Source organism: Nodularia spumigena CCY9414, from assembly GCF_000340565.2.
Lineage (GTDB): Bacteria > Cyanobacteriota > Cyanobacteriia > Cyanobacteriales > Nostocaceae > Nodularia > Nodularia spumigena.
In genome coordinates this window covers 399,827-422,184 of sequence record NZ_CP007203.1, presented here as the reverse complement: position 1 = coordinate 422,184, position 22,358 = coordinate 399,827, and the positions used below count along the sequence as shown (strand labels likewise).

At 41.0% G+C, this 22,358-nt stretch carries 11 protein-coding genes; 4 read left to right on the top strand and 7 right to left on the bottom strand.

Annotated elements, in window-relative coordinates; translation table 11 throughout:
• The first annotated feature begins 16 nt into the window (after positions 1-16).
• From NSP_RS01940 to NSP_RS01925, 3 genes are all read left to right on the top strand, one after another.
• Complete coding sequence (locus tag NSP_RS01940) at positions 17-1,567, top strand: alternate F1F0 ATPase, F1 subunit alpha (RefSeq protein WP_006196576.1); 1,551 nt, start codon at positions 17-19, stop codon at positions 1,565-1,567.
• Entirely contained in the window at positions 1,554-2,456 is a 903-nt protein-coding gene (locus tag NSP_RS01935) for a F0F1 ATP synthase subunit gamma (RefSeq protein ID WP_006196577.1), read from the top strand. Before NSP_RS01940 ends, NSP_RS01935 begins: the two co-directional genes overlap by 14 nt.
• Before the next feature lie 414 nt (positions 2,457-2,870).
• Positions 2,871-5,450 carry an AAA-like domain-containing protein gene (locus NSP_RS01925; protein ID WP_006196579.1) on the top strand — a complete coding sequence of 860 codons (2,580 nt, stop codon included), beginning with the start codon at positions 2,871-2,873 and terminating at the stop codon, positions 5,448-5,450.
• Positions 5,451-5,701: 251 nt separating this feature from the next.
• Here the strand turns inward: NSP_RS01925 and NSP_RS01920 are convergent, their stop codons facing one another.
• Positions 5,702-5,992 (bottom strand): hypothetical protein, encoded by a 291-nt coding sequence (locus tag NSP_RS01920; protein ID WP_006196580.1) that lies wholly within the window; start codon positions 5,990-5,992, stop codon positions 5,702-5,704.
• Between the two features lie 415 nt (positions 5,993-6,407).
• On the opposite strand from NSP_RS01920, the gene NSP_RS24645 reads away from it, so the two are divergent.
• A complete protein-coding gene (locus NSP_RS24645) occupies positions 6,408-8,279 on the top strand; it encodes an AAA-like domain-containing protein (protein WP_017803756.1) in 1,872 nt (623 codons plus the stop codon).
• Positions 8,280-8,499: 220 nt separating this feature from the next.
• Here NSP_RS24645 and NSP_RS01905 read toward each other — a convergent pair whose 3' ends face one another.
• From NSP_RS01905 to NSP_RS01880, 6 genes are all read right to left on the bottom strand, one after another.
• On the bottom strand, positions 8,500-10,554 hold the full coding sequence (locus tag NSP_RS01905) for a prolyl oligopeptidase family serine peptidase (RefSeq protein ID WP_006194263.1): 2,055 nt from the start codon (positions 10,552-10,554) through the stop codon (positions 8,500-8,502).
• Positions 10,555-10,744: 190 nt separating this feature from the next.
• Positions 10,745-16,609, bottom strand: coding sequence for a response regulator (locus NSP_RS01900; protein WP_006194264.1), 5,865 nt, complete (start codon positions 16,607-16,609; stop codon positions 10,745-10,747).
• An 82-nt stretch (positions 16,610-16,691) separates the two neighbouring features.
• Positions 16,692-19,718, bottom strand: coding sequence for a methyl-accepting chemotaxis protein (locus NSP_RS01895; protein WP_006194265.1), 3,027 nt, complete (start codon positions 19,716-19,718; stop codon positions 16,692-16,694).
• A 16-nt stretch (positions 19,719-19,734) separates the two neighbouring features.
• Positions 19,735-20,265, bottom strand: a complete 531-nt coding sequence (locus NSP_RS01890) for a chemotaxis protein CheW (RefSeq protein ID WP_006194266.1) — start codon at positions 20,263-20,265, stop codon at positions 19,735-19,737.
• A gap of 7 nt (positions 20,266-20,272) precedes the next feature.
• Positions 20,273-20,638 (bottom strand): response regulator transcription factor, encoded by a 366-nt coding sequence (locus NSP_RS01885; RefSeq protein ID WP_006194267.1) that lies wholly within the window; start codon positions 20,636-20,638, stop codon positions 20,273-20,275.
• 162 nt (positions 20,639-20,800) lie between these two features.
• Positions 20,801-22,021 carry a response regulator gene (locus NSP_RS01880; RefSeq protein ID WP_006194268.1) on the bottom strand — a complete coding sequence of 407 codons (1,221 nt, stop codon included), beginning with the start codon at positions 22,019-22,021 and terminating at the stop codon, positions 20,801-20,803.
• Positions 22,022-22,358 lie beyond the last annotated feature (337 nt).

The following is a 22,358-nucleotide window of genomic DNA, read 5'->3' as shown; positions in this document are numbered from 1 at the left end:
TGCGCGAAACAAACTCATGAATAAAAATCCCCTACAAACACTCCTAAATAACACCTTTACAACCTTTGAACAAGTATTAAATAACTATCAACCCCAAATCCAAACTCGTGAAATTGGCATAATTAAATCCCTAACTCAAGGAATTGCCAACATTTCAGGTTTACCCAACGTCAAAGCCGATGAACTTCTGCGTTTTTCCGGCGATATATTAGGAATTGCCTTTAACTTAGATGCAAATGAAATTGGTGTAATCTTATTAGGTAACAGCCAACATTTAGCAGCTGGACAAGAAGTACAACGCACCGGGAGAGTTTTAGATGTACCCGTAGGCGAAGGACTTTTAGGACGAGTGCTAAATGTAACTGGTCAAGCTTTAGATAATCAAGGAGCAATTCAGGTAACAGAACGCCGTCCAGTAGAACGACAAGCCGCCGCAATCATGGATCGCGCCCCCGTAACAATACCGTTGCAGACAGGTATAAAAGTTGTCGATGCTTTGGTTCCCATTGGTAGGGGACAACGAGAATTAATTGTAGGCGATCGCCAAATAGGCAAAACAGCGATCGCCACTGATACTATAATTAATCAAAAGCAGCAAAATGTCATTTGTATTTACTGCGCCATTGGTAAACGCGCCTCATCCGTCGCCAAAGTAATCGCTGACTTGCGCCAACATAACGCAATGGACTACACCATTGTCGTAGTAGCATCTGGGGAAGATCCACCAGGATTACAATATATCACCCCCTATGCAGCTACAACCATTGCAGAATATTTCATGGAAAAAGGGCGTGATGTCTTAATTGTCTACGATGATTTAACTCATCACGCTTGGGCTTATCGGGAACTTTCCCTGTTACTGCGTCGCCCTCCTGGGAGGGAAGCATATCCTGGTGACATTTTTTACATTCATTCCCGATTATTAGAACGTGCTACCCACCTACGTGCAGAACTTGGCGGTGGTTCACTCACAGCATTACCCATTGTGGAAACCCAAGCCCAAAATCTTTCTGCGTATATTCCCACTAATTTAATTTCCATCACCGATGGACAGATTTATTTATCTCCTGACTTGTTTCAAAAAGGTGTGTTACCTGCGGTAGATGTAGGTAAATCAGTTTCCAGGGTGGGAGGAAAAACCCAATTACCAGCTTATAGCGCTGTCGCGGGAGATTTACGGCTTTCTTACTCGCAATTTCAGGAAGTAGAAGTTTTCGCTCGTTTTGGTACTCAGCTAGATGAGGAAACCCGCCAAACCTTAGAAAGGGGGCGACGTGTGCGAGAAATATTAAAGCAGCCTCAATATCAACCCTTACCCGTAGCAGAACAGATAGCTGTGTTGTTAGCTGTGACAGAAGGTATTTTTGACGACATCCCCCTAGATAAAATTCAGGAAGCGGCTAGGGCTGTACGTCAACAAGTTACAGAACAATTATCTGAAGTTAGCCAGCGTATTCAAGCAGGAGAAAAGCTGAGTGATCAAGATAGGAATGCTTTGTTAAGTGTAGCCCAAGAGGCAACAGCATTCTTGAAACCCCAGGAGGAATCAGAAAATGCCCACCATTGAGTTATTAAGAGCAAAAATTGGCAGTGTTCAAGATTTGCAGTCTGTAGTCAAAACAATGAAAGCGCTGGCTGCTGTCAGTATTAGACAATATCAAACAGCAGTTGAATCCTTAGCCGACTATAACCGCACCATTGAAATGGGGTTACAAATTGTCCTCAGACAGCGATATTTTTCTGAACAACGGGGTATTTTAGCATCTGCAAATACCAGTAAATCATATAATTCTTTCGGTGTGATTATATTTGGCTCAGACCAAGGCTTATGCGGTCAATTTAATGAACAAATAGCAAATTTTGCAGTAGAGCAACTGAACGATTTACAGCCAAAACATATTAAAATTGTCGCAGTTGGGGCGCGGTTAATTTTGCCCTTAGAAGCATCAGGAAAAACCATCACAGAGCAATTTTCTGTTCCCAATTCCGTCACCGAAATCACTGCAATGGTGCAGGAAATATTACTAAAAATCGAACAATGGCAAACACAGCAACAAGTCGAGCAGATTGTGTTGTTTTACAACAAATCCCTTTCTGGTGCATCCTATCGCCCTACAAATTTACGCCTTTTACCAGTTGACCCCAATTGGTTAAAGAATTTAGAAAAAAAGGCTTGGTCTACCCCAGTATTACCAACCTTCACAATGGATGAAAATCAATTATTTTCCGCATTAATTCGCCAGTATTTATTTATATCTTTATACCTGGCTCTTGCCGAATCTTTAGCTAGTGAAAACGCCAGTCGCCTTTCCTCAATGCAAGCTGCGGAAAAGAATATCGAAGAACGTTTATCAGACTTCAACGCTGACTATCGCCGCCAACGCCAAAGTTCCATTACCGCCGAACTCCTCGATATAGTCTCTGGTTTTGAAGCTTTGACCCAACCGCAACGTTAAAAAATACATAACCTCACCCCCAACCCCTCTCCTTATCAAGGAGAGGGGAGACACAAGTGATCCGATCCCCCTAAATCCCCCTTATCAAGAGGGACTTTGATTCTAGTTCCCCCCTTCTCAAGGGGGGCTAGGGGGGATCAAAACGCTGTTATGCAACTTGATAAGACTTGTGTGTACACTGTAGCCTTATCAAGGAGAGGGGAGACTTATCAAAAGTCTTGTGGGGTCGGCATCTTGCCCGCCCTCATTCTGCAAGTCATATCATGTCCATTTAAACACTTATAATTAAACGTAGATTGGGTTGAAGAACCTACAGAATAATCCAACATCAAAAATCCTGGTTTAGTGTGAATTTCACCAACTTCCAGCCAACCTACAAATAATTTTATATTTCCAGATTTATAAAAGAACACTATGAATTCACCTGATACCCAGAATTATCAATATCAATTTGGTGGTAGTCTTCCTGCTAACGCACCTAGCTACGTGACACGCCAAGCGGATGAGGATTTGTATCAGGCTGTGAAAGCTGGAGAATTTTGTTTTGTCCTCAACTCTCGACAAATGGGCAAATCCAGTTTGCGTGTCCGCACAATGCAACGGTTACAAGGTGAAAAAGTTGCTTGTGTAGCTATTGATTTAACTGCAATTGGAACATCAGAGATTACATCTGAACAATGGTATGCGGGGATTATTGATACTATTGCTGATTCTGAAAATTTAAATTTAGGTGAGCAGTTTGATTTAGATGAGTTATGGTCAGAAAATTCTCGTCTTTCCGATGTGCAGATTTTTGGAAAATTTATTGACAAATTACTAAAATTAAATTCTACACAGATTGTTATTTTTATAGATGAAATTGATAGTGTTCAAAGTTTAACATTTCCGGTTGATGATTTTTTTGCTTTAATTCGAGCTTTTTTTAATCAAAGAGTTGATAATCCAGAATATCAACGCATTACTTTTGTGCTTTTGGGAGTAGCTACCCCTTCCGATTTAATTCGAGATAAAAAGCGCACTCCTTTTAATATTGGCACAGGAATTGAATTAACCGGATTTGAATTTGCAGAAGCTTTACCGTTAATAGGCGGATTTTCTGGACAAACTAGCAACCCTGAAGCTGTATTAAAAGCAATTTTAGATTGGACGGGAGGACAGCCATTTTTAACTCAGAAAATTTGTGCATTTGTCCGTCAATCTGAAACTGTAATTACCCCAGGTGAAGAAGCTGCTTTTGTAGAGAATTTAGTCAGAAATAAAGTAATTGAAAATTGGGAAAATCAAGATGAACCAGAGCATTTTAGAACAATTCAAAACAGAATTTTAAAAAGGGATGAACAGAAAGCAGCATACTTATTAGATTTATATCAGCAAGTATGGCACTCAGACGGAATTGATATTGATAGTAGTATTGAACAAAGTGATTTACAGTTGGCAGGAATTGTTGTTAACAAGGATAGTAAACTAAAGGTTTATAATCAAATTTATCAAACCATTTTTGACAACTTATGGATTGAGAAAACTTTAGCGAATTTACGTCCTTATGCCGATAATTATCGTCAGTGGATATTATCTGAGAAAAAGGACGAATCTCGGTTATTGAGAGGAAATGCTTTAGTAGAAGCGGAAAGTTGGGCGAAGGATAAAAGTTTAGGTTATCAAGATAAAGATTTTTTAGCAGCTAGTCATAAACGACAGAGAGAAGAGGAACTAGCAGAAACAGAAAGACAGGCAGAATTAGAAAGAGAAAGGAAAGAAAAGGAAGGGGCAGAAAGGGCTAGAAAAATTGAAGCTGAAGCTAAACAGGAAGCTGAAAAGCAATTGGTAACTGCTAGAAAAAGAATGCGTTTTGGGGTAGTGGTTCTATTTGTTACTTTAGGGCTTACCGGGTTATTAGGAATAGCTGCATTTAAAAAGCTTGAAACTGCTAACAGAAATATCAAGGAACTCAACCAATCTATTACTAAAATTAAAAAATTATCAGAAGTAGCTTCTCAACTGCAACAAAAAGGTAAAACAAACGAAGCGAATCAGTCTTTAAATATTGCCGGGTTGGTTTTGCAAGATAAAATTAAGAATCCCCAACTAAAAGAGGCTTTGTTAGATAGTGCGCTGGTTTTAGGGTCTCAATACTTAGTTGAGGAAAGAAATGAGGAAAACAAAACAGAGAATTTAATAAAATCTGAGATTTTTACTCCCAGTATAAAAGAATTATCAAGACTAGAAAGTGAAATTGATATAAAAAATTCAACCAATTTAGCTACTTTAGTTTATATATACTATGTTAAAGGTAAATTAGAGGAAGGATCAGATAAAGCTAAGGCTTTAGCAGATTATAAGAAAGCTGAAGAACATCTGAATAGTCTAAAATCTCAGTTTAAATCTAATGTTGATTTATTTACTTTAGACCTAAATATTCTCTACAATGGCAATGCGGATATTGTGGCTTTGCTTTATCGTCAACTTAAAGAATTAGACGAATCTAATGCAGTTTATGCTCAATCTTTAAAGGAGCATTTATTGAATGAATTAGATTATTTAATGCAGCAACATCGATGGAGGGAAGCAGATGAAAAAAATTGGCAGTTCATTCTCTATTCAGCCGGAAGAGAAAGCGAACGTTTTTTAGAATTAACTAATGTCAGAAACTTTAATTGTGGTGATTTGAAAAAACTGGATACACTTTGGGTAAATAACTCCAAGGGGCATTTTGGCTACAGTGTGCAGAAAGAAATATATTTGGCTAGTGGCAATTCTCTCGATTTTGATTGGGAAAAGGGAGAATTTGTAAACTGGAACGAGAAAGGGTATAATGATTTTGCTAATAGATTGGGATGGCAAGTGAAGGGTCAGTGGAGAAGATATTCAGAATTACCCAAGAACCTCAGAGATGAAGAAGGGGAAAAATCCATGAGGGGAGAACTTCCGGGGTGGAGGGGCGACTCGGAAGAGCATTGGTGGGTGGTACTTCTCTCTTCTTGCAGAGACTTGTAAAGTGTAACAGATAAGGCTTAAAGAATATTGTAAAGATTTATTTACGGGATAATTTGAACGGAAGAATAAGGTTTTCGTCGATTCCATACCTGGCACAAGCTCTCGATTCTGCAAGGCGCTTCACAGAACCAAATAGAGAGAGAAAAAAACAGCTAATTTAAAGTCTTAAATATTACCAAAAATCAGCAAATATCTGCAAAAAAGAACTTTTTAGTCATAAATAGAGACACTGCTCCTACCTTCATCTCAAATCATTGACTGTTATTTCTAAAAATCGTCCCTGCAACTTGCGAATTGTAACAATTAGCAAAAATAAATTTCTCAGCCACATCAACAACTTCTGGATTACTTGCCTCCCAATTATCCCAAGGTAATCGCATCTGTCCAGGTGATACTTTTTTACCTTTGCCTTTGATTACTTTCGGCAGAAATTGACTACCCCAAAAATAGCGTTTTTCTGTTTTCGCCTTCGGTTTGTACTTCTTACAAAAACCTCGATATTTAGCAGCACATTCAGTCAAAACTAATAGGTTGGGTTGCAATACTTCTCGGTTAACCTCTCCCCCAACCCCTCTCCTGCAAGGAGAGGGGAGATAGTTTCCCCCATTCCCTTGTAGGGAAGGGGGGCTAGGGGGGTTAGGTCTGCTTTATCCCCAAAGTATTGGGTTAGGTTGTAGCTTGCTTCCTGTAGGGTACGTAGTGAAACCCAACAAAACCCACCCAGTATTTTCGATGTTGGGTTTCGTTCCTTGCTCCGCAACGCTGACGCGAACAACCCAACCTACGCCTGTGCTGTGAAAAAGGGTTTCCCAAAAATGTGATGTACAGTTCAAAATTAACTTAAATTCGCGGTTATTGCACCGAATAGTTACGTGATAGCTGTATCCTAGTTTTAAGTCGCGCTGTAGTCGTGGCATAAAAAGAACTGGTTGTCCTGTAATTATCCCAATACTATCTATGCCTTTTAACATTTTTCCTAAAACCCCAAAACCTGAACCTTCAGAGATGACTGGTTTAATCAAAATATCGGGATGTGACAACCCGAAGCGGTGCGGGGATATTATTTTTATTCATGGGTTAGGTGGTAACGCACGAGGAACTTGGCATCCAGAAGAACGACAAGACGATGATAATTTCTGGTTAACATGGCTAGCACAAGAACGACCAGATTTAGGTATTTGGTCATTTGGCTATAAAGCTGAAGCCTTTGAGTGGAAGGGTTCAACAATGCCACTTTTTGACCGTGCTAGTAATTTACAGGCATATTTAGAAGTTAATAATATTGGCAACTACCCAATAGTTTTTATCGTTCATAGTATGGGTGGTTTATTAATCAAAGAAATGCTGCGTAATGCTCAGACATTTCAAAAAACAGCAGTTCTTGAACAGACAAAAGGCATTGTATTTCTCGCCACTCCTCACACTGGTTCCCATCTCGCTAACTTAGTCGAGAAAATTAGTATTGTGGCACGAACTACTGTTAGCGTTGATGAACTGAAAGCACATCTTCCACAACTGCGTCAACTAAATGAGTGGTATCGTCAAAATGTTGATGCTTTAGGTATTGCAACAAAAGTTTATTTTGAAACAAGACCCACCAAAGGCTTTTTAGTTGTAGACCCAGATAGTGCTAACCCAGCCATCAAAGATGTCCAACCTACCCCTACAGATGACGACCATATTTCTATCACCAAGCCAAAATCAACAAATAATTTAGTTTACATGGGAGTTAGTCAGTTTATTAAGCAAAAATTGCTAACTAATCCAACCATTCTTGAACAACCACCAACAATAGTAAAAGAGAATCACTCATCAATAATGTATGAAAATCCTGATGGTCAAGTTCCTCTTAACTCCCATTTTTATATCGAGCGTCCAGAAGATGAAATTAAATGTTATGAATCCATCCTCCAACCGGGGGCATTAATTCGCATCAAAGCCCCGCAGAAGATGGGCAAAACTTCCTTAATCAGTCGCATTCTCGACCATAGTAAACAAAAAGGTTATCACACAGTTTCGCTTAATTTATGGAGTAAAGAAAATCTTACCGACCTCAATAATTTTTTGCAGGGATTTTGTGCAGTTGTCAGTGAAGAATTAGGGCTAGAAGAACAAATAGATAAATATTGGAAACCCCGATTAAGCAGTCAAATTAACTGCACTAATTATTTAAAAAAATACTTATTAAAAAATATTGATGCTCCTCTAGTATTAGGCTTAGATGATATTGATCAAATTTTCCCATATACCGAAATTGCCCAAGCATTTTTCGCTCTCCTCCGAGCTTGGCACGAAAACGGTAAAAACGAAGAAATATGGCAAAAATTACGTTTAGTAATTGCTCATTCTCAAGAAGCATATATTTCTTTAAATGTCAATCAATCCCCCTTTAATGTGGGTTTATCTGTGGAAATAGGAGAATTCAACGCTACACAAATAAAGGAATTAGTCCAACGACACAAATTAAATTGGTCAGATTCACAAATCGAGCAATTAAGGGGAATGATTGATGGACATCCTTATTTATTAAGAACTGCACTTTATCAAATTGGCACAGGTAATTTAACTTTAGAACAATTCCTGAAAGTTGCTCCCACAGACGAGGGATTATATAGAGGCTTTTTACGTCCCTATCTTTCCCTACTGGAACAAGATGAATCGTTAAAAAGAGCAATGCAAAAAGTTATTAAGAGTGATATTCCTGTTCAGTTAGATTCTGCCCAAAGTTTTAAATTACGCAGTCTAGGCTTAATTGAATTTAAAGGAAATGAAGTTGAATGCCCTTGTAATTTATATCGGCTTTATTTTGGAAAACGCCTATCACAATAATTACGAGAGGCTCAGAGGATGTTTGAAAAGTCCTATTGTCGGTAACAAAACATTCTAGATCCCCCTAAATCCCCCTTAAGAAGGGGGACTTTGATTCTAATTCCCCCCTTAAAAAGGGGGGCTAGGGGGGATCTGCGAGTGCCTAAAATCACAGCCAACCACTTTTCAAACACCCTCTCAGATCCCCGACTTCTTCAAGAAGTCGGGGATCTTTCTTGCTTTACGAATTACGAATTACCTCCAAAGTCTGCACCAAAAAAGCCCACTTATCTGCGGCTTCTTCAATAATCTTCGCCGTAGGCTTACCCGCCCCATGTCCCGCCTTTGTCTCAATTCTAATTAACACAGGCGCATCACCAGCGTGATTCGCTTGCAAAGTTGCCGCAAATTTGAAACTATGAGCAGGGACAACACGATCATCATGGTCAGCCGTGGTAATTAAAGTTGCTGGGTAAGCTGTCCCTGGTTTGAGGTTATGCAGTGGCGAATAACTATAAAGTGCGGGAAATTCCTCTGGTTTATCTGGGGAACCATATTCGGGAACCCAAGCCCAGCCAATGGTAAATTTATGGAATCGCAACATATCCATCACACCGACAGCCGGCAAAGCTGCACCAAATAACTCCGGACGCTGAGTCATACAAGCACCCACCAGTAAACCGCCATTACTACCACCTGCGATCGCTAATCTTGCATGTCGTGTATAATTGTTATCAATCAACCACTCAGCCGCAGCAATAAAATCATCAAACACATTCTGCTTTTTCTCCTTCATCCCGGCTTGATGCCATTCTTCGCCATACTCCCCACCACCGCGTATATTTGGCATAGCATAGACACCCCCCATTTCCATCCATACCAACGTACTCACAGAAAAACTGGGAGTCATTGAGACATTAAAACCACCGTAAGCATAAAGGTAAGTGGGATTATTACCATCTAATTGCATCCCTTTTTTATGAGTAATAAACATTGGCACTTGAGTACCATCTTTACTGCTGTAAAAGATTTGTTTTGTCTCATAATCATCAGGATTAAAATCTACCTGTGACTGCCGGAAAAGTTCACTTTTACCCGTTACCATGTTGTAGCGATAAATAGTACCTGGTGTAGTGAAACTGGTAAAACTATAAAAAGTTTCCGTATCATCACGCTTACCACCAAAACCACCTGCTGAACCAAGTCCTGGTAATTCTACCTCACGCACTAACGCCCCATTCAGGTCAAAAATTTTGATTTGGGTACGTGCATCTTGGAGAAAATCAACCACAAATTGATTATTGAGAATGTTGGCACTTTCCAGAGTCGCCACAGACTGAGGAATAATTTCTTGCCAATTTTCCTGAGCCGGATTTTTGGTATCAATGGCAATTAATCTGCCTCGCGGAGCATTTAAATCAGTACGCAAATAAAATATATGCTCATCATGTTCAATAAAACTATAATCAGCTTCAAACTGATTAATCAGTTCTACAACTTCAGCATCAGGGTTAGTTAAATCTTTGTAGAAAACTAAATTTTTCGCATCAGTTCCCAGCCAAACAGAAATAATCAAATAACTGCCATCTTCAGTGACATTACCACTAAAACCCCATTCTTTCTGGTCATCACGATGGTAAATTAAAACATCTTCAGATTGGGGAGTACCCAGTTGATGATAATAAAGCTTTTGATAATAATTGACATCTTCTAATTTAGTCTTTTCATTTGGTTCATCATAACGACTGTAGAAAAAACCTTGATTATCCTTTGTCCAAGATGCGCCAGAAAATTTAATCCACTTCAAATGGTCTTCTAGGTCTTCACCTGTTTCCACATCGCGGACTTTCCATTCTTGCCAATCTGAACCAGAGGTAGATAGACCATAAGCTAAAAGTTTACCATTTTCACTAATGGCTAATCCTGAAAGGGCAATAGTGCCATCTGTAGAGAGTTTGTTAGGGTCGATTAAAACTTTAGGTTCAGCGTCAAGAGTTTTGAGGGTGTAGAGGACGCTTTGGTTTTGCAGTCCATTATTTTTGAAATAAAAGTAGTTATTACCTTCTTTAAATGGGATGCCATATTTTTCATAATCCCACAGTTTAGTCAGGCGTTGTTTAATTTTTTCCCTAGCAGGAATTTCGTTTAAGTAAGCAAAAGTAATCTGATTTTCTGCCGAAATCCAGTTTCTTGTTTCTGCTGAGTCTGGGTCTTCTAACCAACGGTACGGGTCTGCAACTAAAGTACCGTGGTAGTTATCAACTTGATCACTTTTGTTGCTGATTGGGTATGACATAAGCAATGAAAAATTAAAGTTTAAAAATGTGTAAATTTACCCATGTCCCATTTCCAACCGCTAAGGGACTGACAAATAAAAAAATATGACAAATTTCCTTGTGGAGCAGGCATCTTGCCTGCTAATCACCAAGGACGGGCAGTCCTTGCCCTCTCCCACAAGATGGGATAATTTATGTTCTGGTCTTCCCTTAAGCATTTACTAATTTTTCGCCTTTGAGCATCCGCACTGCGGCTTCGAGTAAAGCTTCTTCGAGGTAGGGCTTGGTAAAGTAGCCACTAGCACCGAGTTGAATTGCCATTTGTCTGTGTTTGTCTGCACCTCGTGAGGTAAGCATGGCAATGGGTAGGTGGTTGAGGCTGGAATCTTTTTGGATGCGGGAGAGCAATTCCAGTCCGTCGCAACGGGGCATCTCGATGTCGCAAAATACGATATCGCAAGGTAGACCAGAACGGAGTTTGTCCCAAGCTTCCTGTCCATCTCGTGCCTGTTCAACGCGATAACCAGCTTTGTTAAATGTCAGCGAGAGTAACTCCCTAACTGTAATTGAGTCATCGACAATCAGCACTGTGGGATCAATTTTTTCTACCGTGGTTTCTGGGAGGTTGGGAATATCTTCTTGTTGCTGCCAAAGTTTATCACCATTGTGTTTAGAAATCCGTCCTTGGAAGATTTCAATAATCTCTAGTACATCAGCGATGGGCATAATGCGACCATCACCTAAGACGGTAGCACCAGCAACACCAATGGGTTTAGGTACGGGGCTTTCAAATTGCTTGATCACAATTTCTTGCTCACTCAGCACCAGGTCAATTTGTAGAGCAATCAAGGTATTTCCCGATCGCACTACCACAACTGAGACCATACCATCATCACGGTTGCCACCATAAACATTACCGCGACTCAGCTGACGATTGAAGGTTAAAAGTTCTTTCAACGGTTGGAAGGGTAGTAATGTATCGCGCCAAGAAATATAGGATTGTCCATCGGCGTGATGCTGAATACTGTTTACGGGTATATCTAGGGTATCTTCCACGCCGTCCATTGGGAAGGCAATCCGCGCTTTATCAGAGACACAGAATAGAGCTTTGCAAATACTTAAGGTTACTGGTAAGCGAATAGTAAAGGTGGTTCCTTTGCCAATAGCCGAATCTGTGTTGACTATACCGCGAATATCGCTAATTTCAGAACGCACTACATCCATTCCTACGCCACGACCGGAAATTTCATCTGCTTTGTCTTTGATACTAAAACCAGGCTGAAATAGCAGGTCATAGACTTCCATGCGCGAAATGGATTTGGCTTGAGTTGCTGTCATCATGCCAATTTGAACCGCTTTTGTCTTGACCCGTTCTGGATCAATACCTGCGCCGTCATCACCGACGGAAATCACTGTTTGGTGACCTTGGTAGAAGGCCCGAATCGTAATAACTCCTACGGGTTGTTTACCAGATTGTTGCCTGATTTCTGGCGTTTCGATACCGTGAGCGATCGCATTGTTGAGCATATGAGTCAACGGGTCGGTGAGATGATCTAAAATCATCTTGTCAATTAAGATATCTCCCCCTTCAATCACCAAATCCACTTGCTTACCATACTTAATGGCGTTGTCCCGTACTCCTCGCCGCAAGCGATCAATAGTTTGGGAAAAAGGCACCATTCGCGCTCGTGTGAGTCCCTCTTGTAGCTGGGTTGTCACTTGGCGGAACTGTCGCGCTACTCTTTCGGTTTCTTCAGTTACAAAGTCAATGTCACTGGCTGATTCACGCACCCGCACAATAAATTCAATCATTTCTTGGGATAGGGTGTGGAAAGGAGTGAAGCGATCCATTTCTAACTCACTAAAACCCATGTTTGAATGGGAATCATTAGTGTGCAAGTTCTTTTCTTTCGTTTCTTTCCGTTCTTTGGTTTTACGACTAGCCAGAAGAGAAGCTTCCAAAAGCGATCGCTCATACAATTCTTGCATCCTTGCTCCCACATCCGACAGATGTTGCACCTGAATCAGCAAGTTATCTAAAGATTGGCGTAACCGTTCATGATCCTGTTCTAAGGTGTTGCGGTTTACCACCAACTCCCCAACTAAATTGCTCATATCGTCCAGTTGCTTAACTGGCACTTTCATTGTTTCTTCAAATCTAGCAGTACGACGGTCTGAAGAACGGGCGATTTTGCTCGTCTGTAGTTTTGTTTTGTTCGGTGATGAATGGGAGATACTTTGATCTGCTTCTGCGAGGAGTTTCTCCAAATCGCTAAATTCATCATCCGCATCTGATAATTCAATGCTATTGCGCGGAGCTTGGTTAGTAGTTAGTTCAAATTGTGGTGCGTAGGATAGTTTGTCATTAAATACCGTTCCCTCTTGGTCATCGTCGCTTGTATTTAGCAAAGCTTCCAGGTCTGCAAAATCTTTTTCTGGTATTGAAGCATCCGAACTTTCTGCTGCTTCCTCTTCTAATAATGCTTCTAACTCTGCAAATTCATCTTGGATACCAGTAGGATCATTTTCTAGAGTAGCTTCTGCTGCTGAACTTACTGATGTTACCTCCTCTTCAGGCAAAACAACATTAGCATTTTCGCTTATTGGATCTGTGTTAAACAGATCATCTGATAAATTTGCTATCTTCTCTAATATGTCCTCACCAAATTCTAGATTCGACTCATCTGCACTGTAATCATCCGCATTATCCAATTGAACATAGGTTGAGTTATCTGTCTCGGATATTTCTGACCCTAAAATTTGCGGATTCTCATCCAGACTATCAAACAAATCAACTTCCAAATCAGCAAATACTGGCGGAGAATCGACAGCATCTATCTGTAGTGGTTCTTTTGTAAATTCTGGTGTTAAATCTAACGCTTCTGGCTCTTGAGCAAAGCCGCTAATTTCTTCGAGAGTCAAGTCCTGCTCATCGTCATCGTTAGAAGAGAAGGAATAGGATGCGGCTAAGTCAGCAAATAAATCATCTGACTCACCAGTATCTGATGGTAATTCCAAATCTGGCTCATCCAAATTCAGATCATCATCTTCCAGTTTCATACTGGTTAAGGACTCTGTAATTGCTACTGGCTCTTGGTCAAAGCCACTAATTTCTTCAAGACTCAAGTCCTGCTCATCTTCATCGCTGGAAGACAAGGAATGGGATGCGGCTAAGTCAGCAAATAAATCATCTGACTCACCAGTATCTGATGGTAATTCCAAATCTGGCTCATCCAAATTCAGATCATCATCTTCCAGTTCCATACTGGTTAAGGACTCTGTAAGAGTCAAGTCCTGCTCATCGTCATCGTTAGAAGAGAAGGAATGGGATGCGGCTAAGTCAGCAAATAAATCATCTGACTCACCAGTATCTGATGGTAGTTCCAAATCTGGCTCATCCAAATTCAGATCATCATCTTCCAGTTCCATACTGGTTAAGGACTCTGTAAGAGTCAAGTCCTGCTCATCGTCATCGTTAGAAGAGAAGGAATAGGATGCGGCTAAGTCAGCAAATAAATCATCTGACTCACCAGTATCTGATGGTAATTCCAAATCTGGCTCATGCAAATTCAGATCATCATCTTCCAGTTCCATACTGGTTAAGGACTCTGTAAGAGTCAAGTCCTGCTCATCGTCATCGTTAGAAGAGAAGGAATGGGATGCGGCTAAGTCAGCAAATAAATCATCTGACTCACCAGTATCTGATGGTAATTCCAAATCTGGCTCATGCAAATTCAGATCATCATCTTCCAGTTTCATACTGGTTAAGGACTCTGTAATTGCTACTGGCTCTTGGTCAAAGCCGCTAATTTCTTCAAGACTCAAGTCCTGCTCATCGTCATCGTTAGAAGAGAAGGAATGGGATGCGGCTAAGTCAGCAAATAAATCATCTGACTCACCAGTATCTGATGGTAATTCCAAATCTGGCTCATGCAAATTCAGATCATCATCTTCCAGTTCCATACTGGTTGAGGATGAGGGACTAAAATCTGCAATTTTGCCAAAAATATCACTAGAAGCCGCCGCAGCAAACAAACTCTCCTCTAAAGCTTTTGCGACATCCTGCTCAAGTACAGAAACAACTTCGTCTTGTTCTGTGGCGCTTTCCTGGTTCCAAAAGTCGTTTAAATTGTCTTCTACTTGAGTAAGTTCTATTGCTAGTGGAGGTGTTATCTCAAATAAATCACTAATTTCTGAATCATCATGAGACAGTTGTGGACTATCTGCAATATTATCAAAATCATCAAATAAAGCATCTAAAGTTAAAGACTCTGGCTGGACTATAGTAGGTTGTGCTTCTAAATCGTCATCCAGTAAAATCTCTTCTGTATCTGCATTATTTGCATTATTTGTTTCTACGAATAAGTCGTCAACACTGCTTTGTTGGTTAGTGGATATTTGTTCTGCTTGAGTTATTTCGCTTGTGGGCAGTAGTTTATTTTCATCTGGTGTTGATGCTAATAAATCACCGCTTAACTCATTTAGGTTAGTATTACCAGAATACTCCTGTGATTCGCTGTAAAGTGCCACAGATGTCGATTTATTTTGCTGATTTAGTTGTTCTGCTTCCGCCAAATTGTTGCCAAATAACAGGTTTAACTCTTCTGTTGTAGTTAGACTGCTGTCCAGATCATCATCGCTTTTACCTTCATCCAATGATAGAAAATCAGCTAAATCGCTATCAACATCTTCAATATTGCTGTCACTGAAATTTATTCCTAATTTATTAGCGGCGCTAATTTCTAAATTTTCCTCTTGTTGCCAAGTTTCATCTAGTTCGGGAGTATCACCTTCAAATAAATCAGCTAGGGTATTTAACTCAGATAATCCTACTAATGGGCCATGTTGGCCAATCTTGCTAATATCTGTGCCTTCTTGATAATTCAAGAATAACATCTGATTACTAGCAGTTTCCGGGACAGTGTTTTCTGTTGCGGCTGAAGTATCCTGAATCGGCTGAAGTTGATCGGATAGTTCAGTTAGGCTAGTTATGCTGTCTGTTGGCTGTAATATATTAGGCTCACTGGCAAAATTATTTGTGGTCGAAGACAGTTCTTCATTGGCTGTCGGTTCTACCACAGATGCTGGCTGGTGAGCAAACAAATCTTCAGGCTCTGACGACTCAGGTTCTGGCAAGTTTAAGAGCGCTGCTAATCGCTGACTACTTACAATCTCGGTTTCTCTGCCTTGGAGAACTAATTCTTGGGCTTGTTTGATGTCGGTAATGACAATTTTGGCGAGGGTGAGATAGGTATTTTCCGGATTAGCGATCGCATTTGCAGCTGCTTGACATAATCTACACCAATGATGCAAATTCCACCTTTGCCCAAGTCTGACTAACTGCTGACAACATTGCTGAAGATTGTTCCGAGATTCGGGTGTTGTCTGTTTTTTAAACAGTTGCAACATTTCCCGCAGTACTGGTAACACCTGAGTTTCAAATTCATCCCCATATTCACCTACTGGCGGTGGTAAGAGCGAATCAGCTTCTGGAGATTCTACAAACAGGGGTGATTCTGTCGATGTACTTTCGGTGTCTGCTTCCAGATTGAGAATATCGTCCCGCAAGAACAGATCGGTAAGTGTGGTGACACTATCCTGCCAGTTTTGTTCTGCTTGTGTGGTGTTTTTCTTGACTTCTCCACTGCTGTTTTGTTGTACCAGCAATTCCAGATGCTCATACAGCCATACAAAGACCGGCTCAGTTTCTGACATCAGAGTATTAGCCGCCTCTTCGGACAGACCGAATGGCCCACTCAAATGTTCTAATAGCACCTTCAGGGTGTCACATACACCGAGAAATAAAGATTCTAACTTTTGGTCAACCTCAACCGGATGTTCTTTAAGAACTTTAAAACAATCTTCCAGGCGGTGGGAGGTGTGCTGAATGCTATTTAGCCCTAGCATAGCCGCACTTCCCTTAATAGAATGAGCCGCCCGGAAAACTTCGTTAACCATTTCCGGGTCGTTCAAGGTACTTTGGAGATTAAGTAACCCCTGCTCAATCGTATTCAGATGGTCTCTGGCTTCTTCTATGAAGTAACCTAAAATCCGCTGTTGTTGTTCCGGCAGCATAGCAAAAGTTATGAGTAGTGAGTGCTGAGTGGTCTTTGGTCATTTACTAATGACTAATGACTAATGACTAATGACTAATTAATTACCTGGAGTCGAGGGTTTCCACGCGGAAACGCTCTACGGAGGATATCAGGTCGCCGGAAACACCTACTAAAAGTTGTAAAGCTCCAGAAACGCGCTGGGCTTCTTGAGAGGTTTCTTGGGCTGTGAGTTCCACCGATTGCATAACGTGGGCGACGGCACGGGACGTTTCCGTCTGTTCTACGGTGTCGCTGGTAATTGAGCGCACCAGAGTGTCAATGCGATTTGCTACTTGAATGATATTTTCCAGCGATCGCTTGGCTTCTTCTGCCAATTTAGTGCCTTTAATTACCTGTTGTGTGCCTTCTTCCATTGCGGTCATGACTGAACCTGTTTCGCTTTGGATTTGCATAACAATCTGTTCAATTTCCTTTAAGGATTTGGCAGATTTATCTGCTAGCTGACGCACTTCATCTGCCACAATGGCAAACCCGCGTCCGGCTTCACCTGCTCTAGCCGCCTCAATACTGGCATTGAGTGCTAGCAAATTGGTACGGGAGGCAATCTGAGAAATTAACGCCACAATTTTAGAAATTTCCTGAGAAGATTCGGCTAATCGCTTCACCTTCCGGGTAGTTTCTGCTACAGTTTCGCGAATTTCTAAAATCCCCGCCACAGTATTTTCTACTGCTTCCCCACCTTTGAGGGCGATCCTACTAGCATCACCGGCGACAATTTCGGCTTCTCGCGCCGCTTCTGCTACCCTTTGAATCGATTCAGTCATCACCTGTACTGAATTTAAGGTTACACCTAACTCTTCTGCTTGTCGCAAGGCATCACTAGATAAAGCTCTAGCAAAGGTTTCGGAGTTGGTTGAACCTTTTGTTACCTCCTTTGCTGCCACTTTTACTTGTTGAACAATATCCCGGAGGTTTTGAATTGTCAGGTTAAAGGCATCCGCAACGGCTCCTAATACGTCGGCTGTGACTTCTGCTTGGACTGTCAAATCACCTCTAGCAGCGCCTTCCACGTCGTCCAACAGGCGAATCACTTGACGTTGCAGGTTTTCTTTGGCTTCTTCTTGTTCGTCAGCTTTGCGTTGGGCTTCATGTGTAGTTGTAAAAATTACACGAGCCATTTCATTAAACCCCGTAGCCAAGCGCCCTAATTCATCTTCGGAATACACTGTGGCTTGCACATTGAGATTACCTTGGCGGACTGCATCAAACTGAGCTTGCAGATCCTTGGTGGTGCGGCGAATTTGTTTGAGTGTCAGATTACCCATAAAGGCTGCTGTCCCGAAACCAGCAATCCCCGCAGCTAGTGACATCGCCCAGCCTGTATTCCTGACTGATTCCCGTTGTTCGGGGGGAGAAAAGTTGGTAGCTGTGAAGCTCACTGTAGCTACAACTAAGGCTGAGAAAACGCCCACTGTACCAGCGACGAACCAGGGTTTCACATCTAGGGAGGCATTTTCTAAAGGTGCTAACCAACCTTGCTCGACGCTGACGTTGGGTTCTAGCTTCGAGACATCTGTTTCGGTAAAGATAGGAACGGCTTCTTTTCCGCCATTATGTGAGCCGGTAATAGAAAACAGTTCATCGTCGCGATTTTTTTCGGTGCGATCGCTACGGGAACGTCGCCCTTCCCTAGGGCTAGATTCAGTTTTGGCGTGAGGTTTCGCGTCTTGACTTTCTAGACTACCAGTCGTGTCTAGTGAACCCGAAAGCATGGTTACATCACCAAAGCTGGAATCTGCTTCTGCTAAGTCAAATCCGGGAATGTTCCCTAAATCATCAAATTCATCAAAGTCATCTAAAAATTCTATATTGCTCTGAGAATTTTCTCCCTTTAGGAGACTATTTGTATCTTCATCCGAACCAAAAGCAGATTTAAATACCTCAAAATCATCAAAATCATCACTATCAAAGTGATTTATATCTAACGCTGCATGATGTGAACTCTCCTGGTCTTTTACCGAATATCTCCCATTTAAGCTTGAGGATGGTGCTGATAATTTTTCTTCAACTTCTATTTCTTCAACTTCTATTTGTTCAACTTCTATTTGTTCAACTTCTATTTGTTCCAACCAATTACTAGGGTCAGCATCAGGTAAATGAGCTTGATAATTATGACTCAAATTATTGGTTTCTCTGGAATCATGTTGGAAATTCTCTTGATGCATCGGTAAAGTTTCGTCTTCCTGGCTATTTATTTCCAGAGCAAAATTGGCCATATTTGGCTCTTCTTCAGGCTCTTCAATCACTGGCTCAGGAGTATGTTCTAAACTATTACTCGTTGAAAAATTGGCGGCTGCAAAAGCTGTGTCATCTAAATCTTCATCATAAACTAGCGACATTTCTTCAGAGTAATCTGTTTCACTACTTGATAAATCACTGGTAATTTCCGGATCATTAACGCTTTTTGCTGCCATCTCTTCTTGCCAAAAAACGGGTAATTCTAATTCAAATGGCTCATTTGCGGTGTTGGCATGAGATTCTTTGCCGTTTTGATTTTGACTCAAAGCAAAAGGATCTTCGCTAAGAGGTGCTGTTGAATCTGGCGTTTGCTCAAATGAAACACTGTCTGAGGAAATCTCAAACGGATTGTTTGAGGGTAGCTCGTCTAAATCTACAAATGGCTGAATTTCCTCCAAGGGATTCAATTCAAAGCTGTTGCTATCTAAGTTGCCAAACACCCCCAAATCTTCTAATTCTGGTGGATTAGATTCCAGATCCTCAGAAATATCTGTGAAATGGTCTGGCTCTGGTTGATGATTTTCTTCAGTACCAATCTGTGAATCTAGTGGTTCTTGATATTGATTGATGCTTTGTAAACCATTATTGGCGAAACCAACAATTTCTGGATCATTAGACAACTGCAAAACCTTTTGGTACTCTTGTTCTGCCACATCATACTGCTGCAAAACGTAGTAGATATGACCACGTAATAAATGGCAGTTAGGGTCATCTGGTACATTTTTCACCACTTCGTCAACTAAAGTGGCGGCAACGTCATAGTTCTGTTGTGCATAGGCTGTACAAGCCTGCTTATATGAATCTAGATAATCGTTTAAACTAGCTGGCATTTGCTCCCTCCCAATTTCATCTTGCCCACCTCGCGCTCCGCAAAATTGCCATTTGATCGAGCAGTCTTAAGCACTGTTTATTACTAGCATCTATTAACCACTCTCCACGCAAAAACGGAGTCATAGTATCCGGTAAATTAGTTGGTGGCATTAAATGCTGGATATCCAGCCAGTCCATACCACCAATTTTTTCTACCGCTAAACCCACGATTGTGTCTTGCTCTTCAATAGCAATCACCGGAATTTCTGCTCTATCTGTGTTTAATGCGGTTGCTTCTCCCAGGAATTGACCCAAATCAGCCACCCAAATTACTCGACCTCGTAAATTTAGAGTACCCAAAAGTAAAGGAGAAGCATTAGGTATGGGAGTGATTCTATCAGGACTTAGTTCCATGACCTCGCGGATACCAGTGGCGGGTAGTGCAAACTCCTGATCTGAGGGAATATAAAACCGCAAATGTAATTCACCTTCAGGACTTTCTACTTGTAATTCTGGACGAAACTGATCTTGACCACTGCCACTTAAAAAGTCCGGTTTGCTGACCATATCGTTTTCATCCTCGCAGCAGTTGTTTGACTGTTCCCACCAATTCGGTTGGTTGAAACGGTTTGGCTATGTAAGCATCCGCACCTTGCTTCATACCCCAGTAGCGGTCAAATTCTTCACCTTTAGAAGAACACATCACCACGGGGACGTTTTGGGTTTTCGGGTTGGATTTTAACCGACGACAGACTTCATAGCCGTTCATCCGGGGCATAACAATATCCAATACCACTAAATCGGGAGGGGCAGTTTGAATTGCCTCCAATGCTTCTACTCCGTCATGGGCATGGGTGACTATTAAACCACTTGCTTTCAGGAGGTCTGTAATCATCTCCCGTTGTGCGATACTGTCTTCCACAATCAGAACTGTACTCATAAATGCCTATCTACCTCTTGATGTAGACGTTCCTTCTTGGAACATTCCCTGCTCCCCCAAATCTTTAGTGTATAAATTATTTTTATTATTTCACTAATGTATTAGATAATAACCTGCTACCTGAGTCAGATGATTCTGTAATAATATTTTTTCTCCCTGATTTTATGGTACTGATGTTGTGGGTGTTCCCACATAAGACCTAACCTTAATGTATTTCTCCACGAGCATGAGTAGCTCTGTATCCCCAAAGGGCTTGGTTAAATAATCGGTTGCTCCGACCATTGTCGCCCTGACTCGATCTATAAATTGATCTTTACCCGTTAGCATAATAATCGGTATATTTTGAAATGCGGTAGAGTGTCGCAGCATGGCACAAATTTCGTAACCATCCAATTCCGGCATAGCAATGTCACATAGGATTAAATCTGGCTGGAGTTGAAAAATGAGACTGATGGCTTCTAAGGGATTGGTCAAGGCGATCGCTTCATACCCCTGTGCCTTTAAGATAGACTTTACAGTTTCACAGATAGTTTTGGTATCGTCAATACATACAACTCGCACCTTGTACTTTTCATCGACTTCTGACTTTTGTCTGTGTGTCTGTGAATTAGTCGTATTTGAATATACTAATTGTAGCCAGCCCTGTTCTAGATATGGATATATAGCCTTGGCCACTGTCAAGATATCTCGGTTGAGATGGCGAGCCAGTTGACGCAGGGTTTTCTTACCATCTGCCCAATGCTGTAGCTTTTTTATTGTTGCTGCTGGGAGTGAAGATTGTAGTTGAACCATATCAGCTAGGATTGGTAATTGTTCAGAAGACTGAATATGTGGATAAAGTTGTTTCCATGCCTGGATTTGCTGCGTAAGTTTGTATACTAAAGGGGCAATTTCTAAGCTGGTTAATTGCGGGGTCAGGGTCGCACCCTGCCGAAAAATGAAACTACCCTGGTGTAAACTCAGCAGGTCAAATATTGTCTCGTAAACCAAACTGTGAATGATACTATGGGCTACCTTGGGGTCGATGATATTCCGTTCTAACAATGCCCAGAGATACCCATACTCTGGTGCATTCTGTGAACCTAGACAGGCAAGTTGCTGTTCATCAAGTCGCGTCGAGACGCGGTAATGAAGTAAGTAATCATCAATGCGCGACAAATTAGTATCACCTTGTTGAGAGTAGATAATTTGACCGTTGAGAAAGAAGACGAACCAAAACTGTTTTTCACTGTGCCACGAATTGTGATATCTGGCTGTCTCCTGAGTTGTGAGCTTGTCGCTATTGTGAAAGCAGGCTTCCACCAAAAGTTGTCCAGTTCGCTGTCCTAACGAAATCAATTGCAGGATACTGCGAATATCTATTTCATTTAAATTTCCCTGCATTTAGCTTGAAGGCTCTCCTGATAATTCCATTGACATTTTCTGTTAATTTTGATGATGAAAGTTTCTTTGTTTTTAGCAGATGAATCAGGTATTAGTACTCAAAATATGTTTTCCTTTACAACCAGTACACATCAGAGGCTACATTTAGCTAGAAACTGTAAATTTTTGTAATATGTTTGGCTAAACCTAGAGATAACACGGAAGTCATCATCACTGCCTGCAGTACAAAATATAAAGGCATAAGCAAATCTTTCTATAATTATCAAGACGTTTATCTTACGTCTATATAGAGTTTTGTCTGTCTTTATTTGCTAAAGTTAGGTTAAATTAAAACAAC